At 61.3% G+C, this 17,318-nt stretch carries 13 protein-coding genes and 3 pseudogenes; 6 read left to right on the plus strand and 10 right to left on the minus strand.

The genetic code is table 11. The features are described from left to right. Positions 1-2: 2 nt before the first annotated feature. The 7 genes from araH to HX793_RS00250 all read right to left on the minus strand — a co-directional run bounded on the left by araH (position 3) and on the right by HX793_RS00250 (position 8,456). Positions 3-971, minus strand: coding sequence for an L-arabinose ABC transporter permease AraH (gene araH / locus HX793_RS00220; protein ID WP_177095363.1), 969 nt, complete (start codon positions 969-971; stop codon positions 3-5). Between the two features lie 9 nt (positions 972-980). Next, entirely contained in the window at positions 981-2,483 is a 1,503-nt protein-coding gene (araG, locus tag HX793_RS00225; protein ID WP_177095365.1) for an L-arabinose ABC transporter ATP-binding protein AraG, read from the minus strand. After that, complete coding sequence (locus tag HX793_RS00230) at positions 2,480-3,484, minus strand: substrate-binding domain-containing protein (protein ID WP_016976497.1); 1,005 nt, start codon at positions 3,482-3,484, stop codon at positions 2,480-2,482. The genes araG and HX793_RS00230 overlap by 4 nt, the downstream gene beginning before the upstream one ends. A gap of 153 nt (positions 3,485-3,637) precedes the next feature. Beyond that, complete coding sequence (locus tag HX793_RS00235; protein ID WP_177095367.1) at positions 3,638-4,501, minus strand: SMP-30/gluconolactonase/LRE family protein; 864 nt, start codon at positions 4,499-4,501, stop codon at positions 3,638-3,640. Between the two features lie 36 nt (positions 4,502-4,537). Beyond that, positions 4,538-6,118, minus strand: a complete 1,581-nt coding sequence (locus HX793_RS00240) for an aldehyde dehydrogenase (NADP(+)) (RefSeq protein WP_177060839.1) — start codon at positions 6,116-6,118, stop codon at positions 4,538-4,540. 10 nt (positions 6,119-6,128) lie between these two features. After that, positions 6,129-7,118 carry an AraD1 family protein gene (araD1, locus tag HX793_RS00245; RefSeq protein WP_177095368.1) on the minus strand — a complete coding sequence of 330 codons (990 nt, stop codon included), beginning with the start codon at positions 7,116-7,118 and terminating at the stop codon, positions 6,129-6,131. Positions 7,119-7,133: 15 nt separating this feature from the next. Continuing rightward, complete coding sequence (locus tag HX793_RS00250; RefSeq protein ID WP_177095370.1) at positions 7,134-8,456, minus strand: MFS transporter; 1,323 nt, start codon at positions 8,454-8,456, stop codon at positions 7,134-7,136. A 192-nt stretch (positions 8,457-8,648) separates the two neighbouring features. Between HX793_RS00250 and HX793_RS00255 the strand changes: the two genes are divergently transcribed. Both HX793_RS00255 and HX793_RS00260 read left to right on the plus strand, forming a co-directional pair. Beyond that, positions 8,649-10,385, plus strand: coding sequence for an IlvD/Edd family dehydratase (locus HX793_RS00255; protein ID WP_033903150.1), 1,737 nt, complete (start codon positions 8,649-8,651; stop codon positions 10,383-10,385). 48 nt (positions 10,386-10,433) lie between these two features. Then, positions 10,434-11,156: a FadR/GntR family transcriptional regulator gene (locus HX793_RS00260; RefSeq protein WP_010211221.1), complete on the plus strand. Its 723-nt coding sequence runs from the start codon at positions 10,434-10,436 to the stop codon at positions 11,154-11,156. Positions 11,157-11,478: 322 nt separating this feature from the next. On the opposite strand, the gene HX793_RS00265 is transcribed toward HX793_RS00260, so the two are convergent. Continuing rightward, entirely contained in the window at positions 11,479-12,570 is a 1,092-nt protein-coding gene (locus tag HX793_RS00265; RefSeq protein WP_177050578.1) for an NADH:flavin oxidoreductase/NADH oxidase, read from the minus strand. Between the two features lie 90 nt (positions 12,571-12,660). Between HX793_RS00265 and HX793_RS00270 the strand changes: the two genes are divergently transcribed. Beyond that, positions 12,661-12,960 carry an ArsR/SmtB family transcription factor gene (locus tag HX793_RS00270; RefSeq protein WP_095017622.1) on the plus strand — a complete coding sequence of 100 codons (300 nt, stop codon included), beginning with the start codon at positions 12,661-12,663 and terminating at the stop codon, positions 12,958-12,960. 43 nt (positions 12,961-13,003) lie between these two features. Here the strand turns inward: HX793_RS00270 and HX793_RS00275 are convergent. Then, a pseudogene (locus HX793_RS00275) lies at positions 13,004-13,760 on the minus strand (Fic/DOC family protein). Next, positions 13,757-14,020, minus strand: a complete 264-nt coding sequence (locus HX793_RS00280) for a hypothetical protein (protein WP_095017623.1) — start codon at positions 14,018-14,020, stop codon at positions 13,757-13,759. The pseudogene HX793_RS00275 and the gene HX793_RS00280 overlap by 4 nt, the downstream one beginning before the upstream one ends. 162 nt (positions 14,021-14,182) lie before the next feature. Between HX793_RS00280 and HX793_RS00285 the strand changes: the two genes are divergently transcribed. From HX793_RS00285 to HX793_RS31895, 3 genes and pseudogenes are all read left to right on the plus strand, one after another. Next, entirely contained in the window at positions 14,183-15,073 is an 891-nt protein-coding gene (locus HX793_RS00285; RefSeq protein ID WP_016978827.1) for a bestrophin family protein, read from the plus strand. A gap of 146 nt (positions 15,074-15,219) precedes the next feature. After that, positions 15,220-16,299: pseudogene (locus HX793_RS31890) on the plus strand (cache domain-containing protein); the annotation flags it as partial. A gap of 327 nt (positions 16,300-16,626) precedes the next feature. After that, positions 16,627-17,163: pseudogene (locus HX793_RS31895) on the plus strand (methyl-accepting chemotaxis protein); the annotation flags it as partial. Between the last annotated feature and the right edge of the window lie 155 nt (positions 17,164-17,318).

The following is a 17,318-nucleotide window of genomic DNA, read 5'->3' on the forward strand; positions in this document are numbered from 1 at the left end:
GTTCAGCGTTGTTTCATGCGATCGATGACCACGGCCAGGAGCAGGATCGAGCCCCGGATCACGTACTGATAAAACGTGTCGATGTTCTTCAGGTTCATCGCATTCTCGATGATCGCCAAAATCAGCACCCCGGCGATCACATGGCGGATCATCCCTACCCCGCCACTCAACGACACCCCACCCAGCACGCACGCCGAAATCACCGTCAGCTCAAAGCCCTGGCCAATCATCGGCTGGCCGGAGGTCATACGCGACGCCAAGATCACCCCAGCCAACGCCCCGATCACCCCGTGCACGGCAAAGATCAGGATCTTGGTGCGGTCCACATTCACGCCCGCCAGCAACGCCGCTTCCGGGTTGCCGCCAATGGCCATGGTATTGCGCCCGTAGGTGGTGTAGTTGAGCAGCCAGCCGAAGAACAGGAAGCACAAAATGGTGATCAGGATTGGCACCGGCACGCCAAACAACTGCCCGTTACCGAAGACAAAAAACTGATCCTGGGACACGCCCACCGCCTTGCCGTTGGCAAAGATGTACGCCAGGCCACGCACGATCTGCATGGTCGCCAGCGTGGTAATCAGCGCATTGACCCGCAGCTTGGCGATCACGATGCCGTTGATCAGCCCCACCATCAGGCCCATCAGCAACGCGGCGCCAATGCCGAGCATGACGCTGTCGGTGTCGCGCATCACAATCGCCGCCACCACGCCGGCGCAGGCGATGACCGAGCCCACCGACAGGTCGAAGTGCCCCGACGCCAGGCAAAACAGCATGGTGCAGGCGGCGATGCCCACGGTGGAAATCGCCAGGCCCAGCCCGCGCATGTTCAACGGTGAAAGGAAGTTGTCGATCAGCAAGGCGCACAGCAAAAAGATGCTCACGGCAGCCAGCAGCATCGCCCAGTTGTCCAGCAATGCGCGCAGGTCCAAGGGCTTGCGCGAGGTGGGCAGCACGTTGTGTTGAGGGGTCATAATTGTCTCTCAGTTCGCCAGGCTGCGCGGCAAGGCCAGTTGCAGCAGGTTGGATTCAGTTGCGTGCTCGCGGGTTTGTTCGCCGCGCAGCGCGCCTTCGCACAGCACCAGGATGCGGTCGCTGATGCCCATCACTTCCATGAGGTCGCTGGACACCACGATCACCGCAATGCCCTGAGCAGCGAGGTTATGGATGATCTTGTAGATCTCGGCCTTGGCGCCGATATCGATGCCACGGGTGGGCTCGTCCAACAGCAACACTTTCATCGGCATCGACAGCCAGCGGCCGAGAATGGCTTTTTGCTGGTTCCCGCCGGAGAGGTACATGATTTTCTGTTCGGCGTTGGGCGTCTTGACCTTCATCGCCTTGATCTGCTGGTCGGCGTTGCCCTTCTCCCAACTGTTGCGCAGCAGCCACCCAAACCTGGAATGGGCGCCCCGCGCGCTGATATTGATGTTCTCGGCGACGCTGGACAGCGCAATGATGCCCTCCTTCTTGCGGTCTTCCGGGCACAACAGCACGCCGGCGGCGATAGCATCCCGTGGTGACTGCAGATGCAGCGGCTCGCCGCAGAGTTGCAGTTGCCCGGCGCTGGCCCGCTCCAGGCCGCTGAGCAGGCGGAACAGCTCCGTGCGCCCCGCCCCGACCAGCCCGAACAGCCCAAGAATCTCGCCCTTGCGCACGTTGAAACTGATCGGCTCACGCAGGCCAGGCCCCAACAGGCCGTCGACCTTGAGCGCCACCTCGCCGTGCTCACGCGGGCGGTAGTCGTAGATGTCCTGGATATCGCGGCCGACCATGCACGTCACCAATTGGTCATGGGTCAGCGTGCTCATGTCCTCGAAGGTGCGCACGTAGCGGCCGTCCTTGAACACGGTCACTGCATTGCAGATGCGGAACACTTCCTCCATGCGGTGCGACACGTAGAGCACCACTTTGCCCTCATCGCGCAGGCGCGCGATGATCGCCATCAAGCGGTCGATCTCGCGCGCCGACAAGCTGCTGGTGGGCTCATCAAACGCAATCACATGGGCACCACGGGACAGCGCCTTGGCGATTTCCACCAGTTGGCGCTGGCCCAGGGAAAGACGCCCGAGCTTCTCGGCAGGATCGATTTCATCCGCCAGGCCCTTCAGGCAAGCAAGGGCCTGCTCTCGCAGCAGCCCCCGGTTGACCACACCAAAGCGCGACGGCAAATGCCCGAGAAACAGGTTCTCGGCCACGCTCATTTCCGGCACCAGGTGCAGTTCCTGATGGATCACCGCCACGCCGCTGGCAATGCTGTCAGCGGCGTTCTTGAAGGCCATGACCTGCTCGCCGATCTGCAGCGTGCCGCTGTTGGGAATGTAGGCGCCGCCGAGGATCTTCAGCAGCGTCGACTTGCCCGCGCCGTTCTCGCCCATCAACGCGTGCACCTGCCCAGGGTGGGCGCTGAAGCTGATGCCATCCAGCGCCTTGACCCCGGGAAAGGTTTTGCCGATGCCGTCAAATCGCAAGGCGGCAGCGGTCATTGCCACAGCCCGATCTTGGTCAGCTCGGCCTGGAAGTTTTCACGGGTGATCAGGGTCACTTCGTCCATGGCCGTGTACTTCGGCGGCTCGGTGCCCTTTGTGACCCACTCGTACATCATCAGCGCGGTGTTGTAGCCCTCGATGTGCGGGCTTGGCAGCATCGAGCCGAAGAAGCCGCTGCTCGGCTTTTTCAATTCGCCGATGGCGTCGGTGCCATTGATGCCGATGCCGATCACGTTGGCCGCCTTGAAGCCGGCGCTTTCAGTCGCGCGTACGCCGCCGAGCACGGTGTTGTCGTTCATGCCGCCGATGATCAGGTTTTTCGCGCCGCTGGGCAGTTTCACCAGGGCCGAGTTCGTCGCGTCCATGGAGCCTGGGACATCCAGGGTCTTGGCCGCCGTGAACAAGATGTGATCCTTGGGAATGCCGGCTTCTTCCAGCGATTTGACCGAGCCATCGGTGCGCTTCTTACCGGTGTCGAGCTCGTTGAAGGTATTGATCACCGCATAGGTGTCCTTCCAGTCCCAGCCGCGTTTTTTCGCTTCAGCGGCCATGGCGGCGCCCTGCTTCTGACCCACTTCAAAGGCGGCCATGCCCAGGTACGGCACGTCTTCCATGAAGTTGCCTTTGGCGTCGACGAAGCGGTCATCCACCGCGATGACTTTCAAGCCGTTGGCCTTGGCTTTGGCGACGATGGCCGGGCCGAGGGACACGTCCGGCGGGCAGATCACAAAGCCCTTGGCGCCGTTGGCGGCCAGGCTGTCGATGGCCGAGAGGGTTTTCTCACCGTCGGGCACGGCGATCTTGATCACGGTGAAGCCATGTTCCTTGCCGGCTTTCTCGGCAAAGGCCCACTCGGTCTGGAACCACGGCTCCTCGGCCTGCTTGACCAGGAAACCGATCTTCACTTCTTCAGCGGCCAGCAACAGCCCGCTCAAGCTCATGGCCGAGACCGCCACAGCGGCGCAGCACAGGGAACGCAAACCACGACGACGATTCATACGGGTGACTCCTTGTTGTTGTTTTTAGACAAACGTAAAAAACGCTTCCTGTAGGAGCGAGCTTGCTCGCGAGAAGCCTGAGAGCGCCGCGTTCATCCCGGATGCCCGCGTTATCGTTGGCGTTTTTCGCGAGCAAGCTCGCTCCTACAAGGGTTATCCGGCGAAACGAGTACAAGATTTTCCGGGTACATCCACCTCCATCGCCAACACGGCACCGTCCAACGGATGATCCAAGGGGCTGGCAGCACTGGTGATATACAGCGTGGTGAGGTTGGGCCCGCCAAATACGCAACTGGTAGGTCGGCTGATGGGCAATTCGATGGTGCGATCCACCTGGCCATCTGGGGCTATCCGCAGCAGGCAACTGCCGTCCCAACGGGCATTCCAAATGTAACCTTCTGCGTCCATCGCCGAACCGTCCGGCCCGCCGCGCTCATGGGGGCCGAACCATACGTGGGCGGGGTCGAGTTCGCCGCTTGGCTGGATCGAATGGCGATACAGCGTGCCGTCCAGGCTGTCGCCAAAGTGCACATGGCGGCCGTCGTCGCTCCACAGCAAGGTATTCGGAATGCCCAAGCCACTGAGCAACGGCGTGACCTGCGCATCAGCATCGATACGAAACAGGCCGCCGGAGCGTCGGGTGATGGGCAGGTCTTCGCCCTGCTCGCCGATGTTGTTCTGCATGGTGCCTAGCCATAGACGGCCTTGGGCATCGCAGCGCGCTTCATTGCCACGGTTGCCCGGTTGCGGGTCCGCGACGCACAGCAGGGTCAGGGCTTCGGTGGCAAGGTCGAGGCGATACACGCCGCTGCTCAAGGTCACCAAGGCATCGCCGCTTTCACACGGGATGAACGCCGAGACATGCTCGGGCAATTGCCACACCTGCAACTGCCCACCCATCAGGCGCAGCGCCTGTTTACCGGCGATATTCACCCAGTACAGCGCCTGGGTCGGCGCGTCCCAGAACGGCCCCTCGCCCAACTGCGCACGGTGCGGGGTAACGGCGATACACGACATGATGCCTCCTGGATTGTTGTTGTTCTCAGGTGCGCGTTACAGCGGGTCGCGAGATGGCGTGCCATCCACCAGCCGCTGGATACGCAACGGGTTGGCGTTTTTCAACGCGTCGGGCAGCAGGCTATCAGGGTAATTCTGGAAGCACACGGGGCGCAGGAAACGGTCGATGGCCAAGGTGCCGACCGAGGTTCCACGGGCATCCGACGTCGCCGGGTACGGCCCCCCGTGCACCATCGAATCGCAGACCTCCACGCCGGTCGGGTAACCGTTGAGCAGGATGCGGCCGACCTTCTGTTCCAGCAGCGGCGTGAGTTCGGCGAACTGTTGCAGGTCAGCCGGCTCGCCAATGATCGTCGCCGTGAGTTGGCCATGCAGGCCGCGCAAGGCGGCGCTGAGTTGGGCCTGGTCGGTGACCTCGACAAACACCGTGGTAGGACCGAAGACTTCTTCCTGCAGCACTTCATCGCCGTCGATCAACAGGCTTGCATCAGCCTTGAACAACTGCGGTTGCGCTTGGTTGCCGGCCTGTTGGCGGCCCGCCAGGTGCTGGATGCCCGGATGTGCCAGGAGTTTTTCCAGGCCCTTGCCATAGCTGCCCAGGGTGCCGGCGTTGAGCATGGTCAGTGCCGGTTGGTCGCCGATCAATTGCGCGACTTGTTGGGTGAACGCAGTGAATTCAGGCGAGGCGAGGCCAATCACCAGGCCGGGGTTGGTACAGAACTGGCCGCAGCCTTGGACTACCGAGGCAGTCAGGTCGCGTGCCATGCTTTCGGCCCGTGCAGTTAATGCCTGAGGCAGCACGATCACCGGGTTGATGCTCGACATTTCGGCAAACACCGGAATCGGCTGCGGGCGTGCTGCCGCCATGTCGCACAACGCACGGCCACCCTTGAGCGAACCGGTAAAGCCCACCGCCTGGATCGCTGGGTGCTTGACCAGCGCCTCACCGACGCCGCCACCGAAGATCATATTGAACACACCGGCGGGCATCTCGGTGGTCTCGGCCGCGCGGATGATTGCATCGGCAACCCGCTCGGCCGTCGCCATATGCCCGCTGTGGGCTTTGAACACCACCGGGCAGCCTGCCGCCAGCGCGGCGGCGGTGTCGCCGCCCGCAGTAGAAAACGCCAGCGGGAAGTTGCTTGCACCAAACACGGCCACCGGCCCCAGGCCGATGCGGTATTGACGCAAATCCGGGCGCGGCATCGGCTGGCGATCAGGCAGCGCTTTGTCGATGCGTGCACCGTAGAAATCACCACGACGCAACACGGTGGCGAACAGACGCATCTGGCCACTGGTACGCCCGCGTTCGCCCTTGATGCGCGCGGCGGGCAAGGCGGTTTCGCGACAGACCAGCTCGACAAACTCATCCCCCAGCGCGTCCAGCTCATCTGCCACTGCATCCAGGAACTGCGCGCGGCGTGCCGCACTCAACGCGCGGTACGCAGGATAAGCTTGCGCGGCAGCCTTGGCGGCGGCATCGACTTCCTGCGGCGTGGCCTGGTAGAACACCTGCGGCAAGGCTTCGCCGGAGGTGGCGTCGACGCTTTGCAAGGTGACGCTGCCGTTGGCGCTGCGCTGGCCACCGATGTAGTTGTGGCCGAGGAACGAGGTCATGGTTTTCTCCTTAAAGGGTGATGACGTTGCCGGGGGCGAACGCTGCTTCGCTGCTGCCGACACGGTTGACCAGCGGCGCGCCGAACTCGGCCTGGCTGATCTCGAACACATCGCCCGGCTGGGTGCGGATACCGTCAGCGAATGACAGCGTGGCGGTGCCGAAGAAGTGGACGTGCACATCGCCCGGCGTGAGGAACTGGCGGTACTTGAAGTGGTGGTATTCGAGGTTTTCCAGGCTGTGGCACATATTCGCCTCGCCGCTGAGGAATTCGTTCTGCCAGATCACCTCGCCGTCGCGCAGAATGCGGCTGGTGCCCGCCAGGTGCTGCGGCAGCTCGCCCACGCGCAACTCGGGGCCATAGCTGCAACTGCGCAACTTGGAATGGGCCAGGTACAGGTAGTTCTTGCGCTCCATGACGTGGTCGGAGAACTCGTTGCCCACCGCGAAACCAACGCGATAGGGCTTGCTGTCCGGGCCGATGACATAGAGGCCGCCGATTTCCGGTTCTTCACCGGCATCTTCCGCGAAGGGAGGCGACGGGAAGGCAGCGCCGGGGCGCACCACAATGCTGCCGTCGCCCTTGTAGAACCACTCCGGTTGTACGCCCGCTTGGCCGGACTCTGGCTTGCCGCCCTCCACGCCCCATTTGAAGATGCGCATGGTGTCGGTCAGCGCGGTGTCATCCCCGGCCTGATGCATCTTGTCCCGCGCCGAGGCGCTGCCCAGGTGGGTCAGGCCGGTGCCGCTGATCAGCATGTGGGCCGGGTCCGGGTGGTCCAGCGGCGGCAGGACTCTCAGGTCGGCCAGCAAGGTGGCATAGTCGTAGCTGTCGCCCAGGCCCAGGCTGTCCACCTGTTGCGCCAGGCCGACACCGACTTCTATCGCAGCCAGGGCCAGCTCGCGCACCGTGCGGGCGCTGTTGACCTCACGCACTTTGCTGCCTTCTACCACGCCAACGCGGCGATCACCGTTACGCAACTCGAACTGAACCAAACGCATGTCATTTCTCCTGAATCAAGTACGTGTAGCGCCACGGGCACTGGCGGCGAATTGGTCGACAGGCAGCACGTGGCGGCGCTCCAGCAGGCGATAGACCACGCCCGTCAGCAGCAAGCCAAACACCATCACTGCGGACAAAAAGTACAAGCCCGAAGCCAGGTTGCCGGTGTATTCCTTGAGCGCACCGATCACGAACGGGCCGATATAGCCGCCGAGGTTGCCCACCGAGTTGATCAACGCGATGCCTGCCGCCGCACTGGCACCGGCAAAGAACCGTCCCGGTAAAGTCCAGAACACCGCCGTGCAGGAAAACATCGCGAACGCCGCCAGGCACAGCGCGGCCATTTGCAGCACCGGCACGCTGGGCCAGGCGCTGCAGAACAGGCCGATGGCGCCCAGCACGTAAAGCACGGCGAGATGGCCGTAGCGGTCATTCAAACGGTCGGAACTGCGCGGAATGATTAGCAGGCCGATGATGCCGAAGATGTACGGCACGGCAGAGATGAAACCGGTGGTGAGGTCGCTGCCGCCGAATTGCTTGATCAGGGTCGGTAGCCACAGGCCCAGGCCGTAGATGCTCAGGGTTACCGGCAGGTAGAACAGCGCCAGCAGCAACACGCGTTTGTCTTTCAAGGCATGCAGCGGGTTGCCGTGGCGGGTCTGGCCGTAGGCTTGCAGGTCTTTGGCAAGTTCGCCCGTCAGCCAGGCTTTTTCATCCTCGCTCATCCAGTTGACCTGCTTGGGGCCGTCCGGCAAGTAGCGCAGCACCGGCCAGGTCAGCAGGATCGCCGGCGTGCCGATGACGATGAACAGCCACTGCCAGCCATGCAGGCCAAGAATGCCATCCATGCCCAGCAAACCGCCGGACACCGGGCCGGTGATCATCATTGCGATAGGTTGGGACAGGATAAACAGCCCGAGAATCTTGCCGCGATGGCGCACCGGGAACCATTGGGTGATGTAGTACAGAACGCCCGGAAAGAACCCCGCCTCCGCCGCGCCGAGCAAAAAGCGCATCACATAAAAGCTGTGCGGCCCCTGCACAAATGCCATGCCGATGGTGATGGTGCCCCAGGTGATCATGATCCGCGCAAACCAGCGCCGCGCGCCAAAGCGATCAAGCATCAGGTTGCTGGGGATTTCGAAGAGGAAGTAGCCAATGAAGAACAACCCTGCGCCCAAGCCGTAGGCAGCGTCGCCAATGCCGACGTCGGCGCCCATGTGCAACTTGGCGAAACCCACGGCGGAACGGTCCACGTAGGCGATCAGATACAGCAGGATCAGGAAGGGAATCAGTTTCAGCGTGATGCGCCGAATAAGCCGCAGTTCCTGGCTCATGGGGTCGATCTCCGATTGTTGTTTTTATAGAAGCTCGGGGGACGCCTCTCGCGAAAATCCGCCAGGGCCATACCTCAGTTGAAGCCGACTATATAGTATGACTATTTGCAAAACAACTCTTCCAAAGCAGCGTTTTTGCGCTTATGTTTAAGCACGCATAGAACATATAGTCATACAATAAGAGAATCGATCATGTCTGATAAAAAGCCCGGCCTACGCTCCGCCCAGTGGTTTGGTACTGCCGACAAGAACGGCTTTATGTACCGCAGCTGGATGAAGAACCAGGGCATTGCCGACCATCAGTTCCATGGCAAACCGATCATCGGCATTTGCAATACCTGGTCGGAGCTGACCCCGTGCAACGCGCATTTCCGCCAGATCGCCGAGCACGTCAAACGCGGCGTGATCGAGGCCGGTGGCTTCCCGGTTGAATTCCCGGTGTTCTCCAATGGCGAATCGAACCTGCGCCCCACCGCCATGCTCACGCGCAACCTGGCGAGCATGGACGTAGAAGAAGCGATTCGTGGCAACCCGATTGACGGCGTGGTATTGCTGACCGGCTGCGACAAAACCACCCCGGCCCTGCTGATGGGCGCTGCCAGTTGCGACGTGCCGGCCATCGTGGTCACCGGCGGGCCGATGCTCAACGGCAAGCACAAGGGCCAGGACATCGGCTCGGGCACGGTGGTGTGGCAGCTCAGCGAACAGGTGAAAGCTGGCACCATTACCCTGGATGATTTCCTGGCGGCCGAAGGCGGCATGTCGCGCTCGGCGGGCACCTGCAACACCATGGGCACTGCGTCGACCATGGCCTGCATGGCCGAGGCACTGGGCACTTCCCTGCCCCACAACGCGGCGATTCCGGCGGTGGATGCACGACGTTATGTGCTGGCGCATATGTCGGGTATGCGCGCGGTGGAGATGGTGCGCGAAGATTTGAAGCTGTCGAAGATCCTCACCAAAGAGGCGTTTGAAAACGCGATCCGCGTGAATGCGGCCATCGGCGGTTCGACCAACGCAGTGATCCACTTGAAGGCCATCGCCGGACGCATCGGCGTCGAACTCGATCTGGACGATTGGACCCGCATGGGCCGTGGCATGCCGACCATCGTCGATCTGCAGCCGTCGGGGCGCTTCCTCATGGAAGAGTTCTACTACGCCGGCGGCCTGCCTGCCGTACTCCGCCGCCTCGGTGAAGCCAACCTGATCCCCCATCCGAACGCACTGACCGTCAACGGTAAATCCCTGGGTGAAAACACCCAGGACTCGCCGATCTATGGCCAGGACGAGGTGATCCGCACCCTCGACAACCCGATCCGCGCCGACGGCGGAATCTGTGTGCTGCGCGGCAACCTGGCGCCGCTCGGTGCAGTCCTCAAGCCGTCCGCCGCCAGCCCTGAACTGATGCAGCACCGAGGCCGCGCCGTGGTGTTCGAGAACTTCGACATGTACAAGGCGCGCATCAACGACCCGGAGCTGGACGTGGACGCCAACTCGATCCTGGTCATGAAAAACTGCGGGCCCAAGGGTTACCCAGGCATGGCCGAAGTCGGCAACATGGGCTTGCCCGCCAAGCTGCTGGCCCAGGGCGTAACGGATATGGTGCGGATTTCCGACGCGCGCATGAGTGGCACGGCGTACGGCACCGTGGTATTGCACGTGGCACCGGAAGCTGCGGCCGGTGGGCCGCTGGCCACGGTGAAGGAAGGTGACTGGATTGAACTGGACTGCGCCAACGGCCGCCTGCACCTCGACATCCCCGACGCAGAGCTGGCGGCCCGCATGGCCGACCTGGCGCCACCTGAGAAGCTGATCGTCGGCGGCTATCGCCAGTTGTACATCGACCACGTGCTGCAGGCCGACCAAGGCTGCGACTTTGACTTCCTGGTGGGTTGCCGTGGAGCTGAAGTCCCACGGCATTCCCACTAATTGGGATGCTATGATGCGGCGAATTCAAGCCAGAGCCGCCCTGTAGACATGGATCACCAGCCGTCCAAGCCGCGCAAGAGCCAGCATGCCCAGATCGTTCAGGATTTGGGCATGCACATCGTTTCCGGTCGCTTCAAGCCCGAAGAACGCTTGCCCATGGAGGCCACGCTCTGCGAAGAGTACAAGGTCAGCCGCTCGGTATTGCGTGAAGCTACGCGCGTGCTCAGCGCCAAGGGCCTGGTGTATTCCAAGCCACGGGTGGGCGCAGTGGTGCGGCCGCGCTTGAAATGGCACCTGCTCGACCCGGACGTGCTGTCCTGGTTGATGCAGTCCACGCCCCACAGCGAGTTCTTCAACACCTTGGCCGGCGTGCGGCGCATCCTCGAACCGGAAATCGCCGCCATGGCCGCGACCACCGCCACCGACGAAGACATCGCCACCATCGAGCAAGCCTACCTGGGCATGGAAACCGCGCAGACCCACGAACAGCTGCTGCAGGCCGACCTGGACTTCCACCGCGCGATTGCCGACGCCACCCGCAACGACCTGCTGGCCTACATGTGCAACATGCTGTCGCTGCCGTTGCGCGAGTCGATCAACATCACCAACCGCCGCCCGGATATCCAGGGCCTGAGCCTGCCCCGGCACAAGGCGATCCTTACTGCCATTCAAAACCGCGATGCCCTGGGCGCGCGGCATGCGTCGCTGGTGCAACTGGATGACACGCGGGTGGCGCTGGATACGGTGATGAATGTGTTGACGCCGCTTTAACAGAGCCCACAACGGTTGGTCTTTTTGTAGGAGCGAGCTTGCTCGCGAAAAACTTGAAAGCAACGCAGTCAACCAGAGGTGCCGCGTCATCGTTGACGTTCTTCGCGAGCAAGCTCGCTCCTACAGTGGGTTGCTGTGAAGGTCAGAGGGTGTAGGCGATGCCCACCTGCATTGTGCGTGGTGCGCCTGGCGCCCTCTTCAAAGTCGCGATTGAACAGGTTCTTCACATCCAGGTTGAGCCGGACTTTGTCGTTGACCTTGTAGTAACACAGCGCAAAAAAAAGCCACTCTCACGAGTGGCCTCTGTCACGCCATGACCGCCTCAGCGATAACGTTCCAACCAGTGCGCATAAGGTGCAGGCAAGGTCCACGACGACTTCTCGACGCCCAGCTCCTTCGCTGCAAAGTACGCCCAATGCGGGTCAGCCAAGTGCGCACGCCCCACCGAAACCAAGTCCAAATGCCCGGATTGCAAGGCGCCTTCCGCCAGTTGCGGCGTGCCAAAGCCCCAGGCCGATGTCACCGGAATACCGGCTTCACGACGCACGCGCTCAGCGATCGGCCCCATGAATGCCGGGCCCCATGGGATATTGGTCTCTGGGATAGTGAAGCCGACGCTGACGCTCAGCAGGTCCAGGCCACCGGCCTTGAAACGACGGGCCAGTTCGATGGATTCGGTGAGGGTCTGCTCGTCACGACCGTCGTATTCGATCACGCCGAAACGCGCGGTGAGCGGCAGGTTTTCCGGCCAGACTTCACGCACGGCGGCCAGGGTTTCCAGGAGGAATCGGCTGCGGTTGTCGAAGCTGCCGCCGTAGGCGTCGGTGCGTTGGTTGGAGTGCTCGGAGAAGAAGCTCTGGCCCAGGTAGCCGTGGGCGAAGTGCAGCTCGATCCACTCGAAACCGGCGTCACGCGCGCGGCGGGCGGCGTCGACGAAGTCCTGGCGTACACGGGCGATGTCGTCCAGGGTCATGGCACGCGGCACTTGCGGCAGGTTGGCGCCGAAAGCGATGGCCGATGGTGCAATAGTTTCCCAGCGGCGCGCATCGGACGCGGCCATATGGTCGTCACCTTCCCACGGGCGGTTGGCGCTGGCCTTGCGGCCGGCATGGCCAATCTGGATGCCCGGCACCGAACCGGCAGCCTTGATGGCCTGCACCATCGGCACGAAGGCCTCGGCGTGGGCATCGCTCCAGAGCCCGGCGCAGCCTGGAGTGATACGCCCTTCCGGTGCGACGGCGGTGGCTTCCACCACCACCAGGCCTGCCCCGCCACGGGCCATGCTGGCCAAGTGCACCAGGTGCCAATCGTTGACGATGCCATCCTCGGCCATGTACTGACACATCGGTGGAATCGCGATGCGATTGCGCAGGGTGACGTCTTTGAGTGTGAACGGTTCGAACAATGCGGACATGTTGACTCCAGCCAGTGGGTGGTTGATTCGATAGTTCGATGGTAATCGAACTATGGTATTCAACGATAGCCCCCTGTTATGATTCGTTTCATGCGAGCCTTCAAACACCCTCCTCTTCAAGACCTGACTCTCGAGCGCCTGCTGTATGCCCTGAGTGATCCGGTGCGCCTGGAAATCGTGCGCTGCCTGGCGGGCGTGCCCGAAGCCACCTGCGGTGAGCTGGACGGCGGCCGGCCGAAGTCGAGCATGTCCCATCATTTTCGCGTGTTGCGCGATGCCGGGCTGGTGCAGACCCGCAGTGTGGGCACCACTCATCTGAATGCATTGCGTGCGGAGGATCTGGAAGGCCGCTTTCCCGGTTTACTGCAGAGTATTCTTGCGCAGCGGTGAAAGCCGGATCACGCGCGGCTTGATCCTTTGGATATTTGCGATCCTACTTTTCAGAGGGCGGCACATCGAGCGATTGCGATCTGTAGGTTTTATAAATCTGCTGAACCGCAGGGTTATCCAGGCTTTCATAAGTAATACCGTCCTTATCAAGCCCATCCAATCCCTTGATCCCGCCAATCATCGCTGGCCACTCATCGCGATGGCCAATATCTCTAACGAAGGGTTTCAGGTAATCACTCAAATGCCCTTTGAATGGCTCTCTGATTTCCGCACTGAGGGCCCGAAGGTAATCATCCTTATTGGTTCTTGACCACTCAATAGCGAACTTTGCTCGATAACAAAGCTCCATGAACACAAGCAGAATCGTCCGCCCATTGCCATCAAGGAAAGGATGCGCAAATGCCAACTGCCCCATTACATCACCAGGACGATCTCTAAAACGTTTTTTATTCGAAGCCAGCTCAAGTGCATAGTCTACGGACAGTCTTATAGAAATCGGATGTTCGAACGGAGTATGGTGAGGATCATCTTGAGAGCCTTTGAAAACGGCGAGGTGTGGCACAAGTTCCGTTCGGTCTTTCCCCGCCCAAGGATAAAACCCAGAAAACAAAATCTCGTGCACTTATAAGTACAGATAAGTAATCGATCGGTTTTTTCTTGGCCAAGTATCCGAGCGCGTCCTCCATGCTCAGTTCAAACGATAGGTGTTCGGACTCTTTTACTTCGACAGGATCTTTAAGCTGTAATGTATTACGAAGATACCCAGCGGTTTCAAAATCGCCGAAGGGATCAAACATCATGCGCTGCGCATCTTCTTGGCAAGCCGCTTCTCCTGAAGGTAACTGCCCTGAAGCGCCAGGGTTTCCGATTTGCTCAGAACGCCCCTCCTCTTGAGATTGACCAACAACTGCTCTACACCATCCAACTCGACCACATCACCCGCCAGACCAGTAATCGCAGCGGCCATACGGCTTATGCCGTCTCGCTCTGCGGTGACATGGTGGGCTTTAGCCATCTTGCGTACTTGGCTGGCGATACTGACATCGGCTGTTTCAGTCATCTGATATCCCTCAATTAGCTTCCAAAGCATAGCATGACGCCTGCCCCCCATCTCAACCGAAGCAATGCCAGCTTAAACGTTTCAGGCACTCATCGAACCTTTCCCCCGAACCCACGTCCGAGCTTAAGCACTGTTGCTTACCGCTCGCCGCGAGGTCTTCGTTTGAAAGCTGCCATCCTCAAAAAGTACCGCCTGATCATCAAGACCATGGGCTACGTGGGCTGGGCGCTGTTCTGGCTGTTGCTGTGGGACGTCGCCGTCACCGTGGACTTCATGCTGTTTCTCACCGCCAAGATCAATTTGCCGCTGATGCCCCTGACCCTGCTGGGTTCGGCGCTGGTGGTGCTGATCAGTTTCCGTAACAGCAGCGCCTACAATCGGTGGTGGGAAGCCCGCACGCTGTGGGGCGCGATGGTCAATAACTCGCGCAGCTTTGCGCGCCAGGTGTTGACCTTGCTGGACGACCCGGACGGCGAAGTGAACCCGGTCAAGGCCACCCTGTTGCGCCGCCATGTGGCGTACGTGAACTGCCTGGCCGCCCATCTCAAGGGCCAGCCATGCCCTGAAGAAGTCCGCGCGTTCATTCCCAGCGAAGAGTTCGCGCGCAATGGCGCGACCAACAACTTCGCCAATGACATCCTCACCGGGTCGGCCGCACTGCTCGCCAAAGAATACAAAGCCGGTCATCTGGACAGCATCCGCCTGGCGCGGCTGGAGTCGACCCTGGTGGACTTGTCCAACGCCCAGGGCGGCATGGAACGAATTGCCAACACGCCCCTGCCCTACCCCTACGTGTATTTTCCGCGCCTGTTTATCTCGCTGTTCTGCCTGATCGTACCGGTGGGCCTGGTGGAATCACTGGGTTGGTTCACCCCGCTGGCCTCGACGGTGGTGGGTTTCATGCTGCTGGCCATCGAACGCATCGGCACCGACCTGCAAAGCCCGTTCAACTCCAGCGAACACCAGATCCAGATGGAAACCATCTGCGAAACCATCGAGAAAAACCTGCAGTCGATGCAGCGTGATGCGCTGGGTGGCGAGCGCATCGGTTAAACCTTCCTTTGGCCCTCAAGTGCGTGCTCCCGCAGTCGATACACAGGGAGTACGCATGGGCCACATCTCCCTCAAAACAACACATGCGACGCTCGACGCCACTGTTTTCTCCTTGCCAAAAATTATAAATACCCGCGGGTGAAGTCATGAATATCAAGCAAAAGCTGACCTGGGCGTTTGCCGCCATCGCGTGCGTCCCGGTTATTTTGGTCGCGGTACTGGTTGTGCTGAATCTGCGCGAGGGGGCCCAGGCCAATTTCCTCGACAGCAGCGGCCGTGAGATCCGCCAGATCGACAATGGCATGAACCAGTTCTTCGACGGCATCAGCCAGAACGTCGACTATGTGGCCAAGGACCCGCGCGTTGTCGCGGCCAAGGACCTCAAGAGCTACGCGGGCGCCGACGCCGCACAAATCCCCCTCACCCCCACCAATAAAGCACTGCTGGAGATTTTCGACCAGTTCGCCAAGAGCCATCCGAGCACCGCCTACCTGTCCCTGGGCTTGAAAGACGGCGGCTACGCCAGTTGGCCCGACGACACCAAACTCAACAACTACGATCCGCGCGTACGTCCCTGGTACCAAGCGGCCATCGCCGCGCCAGGTCAAACCGTGCGCACGGGTGCCTATTACTGGGCACCGGACGATGTGACGCTGATCGGCACCGTGCATACCGTCGCGGATGCCACCGGCAATATCCTCGGCGTGGTCGGCCTGGATGTGTCGCTCAAGCAGCTCACCGAACTGGTGCGCAACATCAAGCTCGGTGACAGCGGCTACCTGATGCTGGTGGAAGGCAACGGCAACGTGCTGGTGGACCCCAGCGATGCCAAGCACAACTTCAAGCCCCTGGCCGACCTGGGCCCGAACTACGCCGAACTGGCCAAGCGCGGCGACGGCGTGACCCAGATCGAGATCGATGGCGTGGCCTACATGGCCAACATGGTCAGTTCCAAAGACCTGGGCTGGCGTTTTATCGGCCTGATCAAGCGCGATGAAGTGATGGCCGGCGCTACCCGCCTGACCTGGTTGATCGCGGCCATTGCCGCCGTATTGGCGTTGGTGTTCGCGGTGGTCGGCGCCAGCTTTGCCAGCGTCATCGTACGGCCGATTCGCGGCGTGGCCGACGGCCTGCAAGAGATCGCCGAAGGTGAAGGCGACCTGACCCGTCAGCTCAAGGTACAAGGCAAGGACGAAACCGCCAGCCTGGCCGGCTGGTTCAACCAGTTCCTGAGCATGATCGCCCAGTTGGTGCAGCGTATCGGCAACGCCTCGTCGGACCTGCAGACCGCCGCCGCCGACACCAGCCAAGTCGCCAACAACATGAACCAGGCCGCCGGCCGACAACGCGAAGCCGTGGAGCTGGTAAGCACCGCGTTCAACGAAATGGTCGCCACCGCCAACGAAGTCGCCCGTTCTTGCAGCGCCGCCGCCACCAGTGCCGACGAGGGCTACCGCGACGTGCACGACGGCCAGCACCACATCGGTGAAGCCACCGGCAGCGTGCTCAAGCTGAGCGAAGACCTGCAGAAGTCGACCCAGACCATGCAGTTGCTGGAACAGGACAGCAAGAACATCAACACCATCCTCGACACCATCCGTTCGATTGCCGAACAGACCAACCTGCTGGCGCTGAACGCGGCGATCGAGGCGGCGCGCGCCGGGGACCAAGGCCGAGGTTTCGCCGTGGTCGCCGACGAAGTCCGTGCCCTCGCCCGCCGTACCGCAGACTCCACCGGCGAGATCGACAGCCTGCTCGGCAACCTCGCTCGTCGCACCCAGGAAGTGACGCAGCAGATGCAAGGCAGTCTCCTGGTGTCCCACACCAGCGTGGAACGTATCCAGCAGGCCCGCGACAGCTTCGACAAGATCCGCGGCTCGGTGGACTCGATCCGCGATCAGAACACCCAGATCGCCACCGCCGCCGAGGAGCAGCACCAGGTGGCCGAGGAGATCAACCGCCACATCGCGCAAATCCATGCCGACGCGCAACTGGTCGAAGGCTTCGCCCACTCGGCGCAGACCGGATCAGGTCGGTTGACGGATATTTCGGGTCAGCTCAAGGGGTTGGTGGGGCGGTTCAAGTTCTAGGCTCGCCCCCCAACACTGTGTAGGAGCTAGCTTGCTCGCGAAGAACATCAACGATTACGCGTTATGTCTGGATAAACGTGTTGTTCATGCGTTCTTCGCGAGCAAGCTGGCTCCTACAGGATCATTGGAACCCTGAGCGACATTCCACCACATGC

It is taken from the genome of Pseudomonas reactans (assembly GCF_013387025.1).
Lineage (GTDB): Bacteria > Pseudomonadota > Gammaproteobacteria > Pseudomonadales > Pseudomonadaceae > Aquipseudomonas > Aquipseudomonas reactans.

Coding starts and splice junctions, on each gene's coding strand:
- HX793_RS00235 (WP_177095367.1), bottom strand. CDS start 4,501: ATGTCGTGTATCGCCGTTACCCCGCACCGTGCGCAGTTGGGCGAGGGG.
- araG (WP_177095365.1), bottom strand. CDS start 2,483: ATGACCGCTGCCGCCTTGCGATTTGACGGCATCGGCAAAACCTTTCCC.
- araH (WP_177095363.1), bottom strand. CDS start 971: ATGACCCCTCAACACAACGTGCTGCCCACCTCGCGCAAGCCCTTGGAC.
- HX793_RS00240 (WP_177060839.1), bottom strand. CDS start 6,118: ATGACCTCGTTCCTCGGCCACAACTACATCGGTGGCCAGCGCAGCGCC.
- HX793_RS00280 (WP_095017623.1), bottom strand. CDS start 14,020: ATGACTGAAACAGCCGATGTCAGTATCGCCAGCCAAGTACGCAAGATG.
- HX793_RS00230 (WP_016976497.1), bottom strand. CDS start 3,484: ATGAATCGTCGTCGTGGTTTGCGTTCCCTGTGCTGCGCCGCTGTGGCG.
- HX793_RS00255 (WP_033903150.1), top strand. CDS start 8,649: ATGTCTGATAAAAAGCCCGGCCTACGCTCCGCCCAGTGGTTTGGTACT.
- HX793_RS00270 (WP_095017622.1), top strand. CDS start 12,661: ATGCGAGCCTTCAAACACCCTCCTCTTCAAGACCTGACTCTCGAGCGC.
- HX793_RS00265 (WP_177050578.1), bottom strand. CDS start 12,570: ATGTCCGCATTGTTCGAACCGTTCACACTCAAAGACGTCACCCTGCGC.
- araD1 (WP_177095368.1), bottom strand. CDS start 7,118: ATGCGTTTGGTTCAGTTCGAGTTGCGTAACGGTGATCGCCGCGTTGGC.
- HX793_RS00250 (WP_177095370.1), bottom strand. CDS start 8,456: ATGAGCCAGGAACTGCGGCTTATTCGGCGCATCACGCTGAAACTGATT.
- HX793_RS00260 (WP_010211221.1), top strand. CDS start 10,434: ATGGATCACCAGCCGTCCAAGCCGCGCAAGAGCCAGCATGCCCAGATC.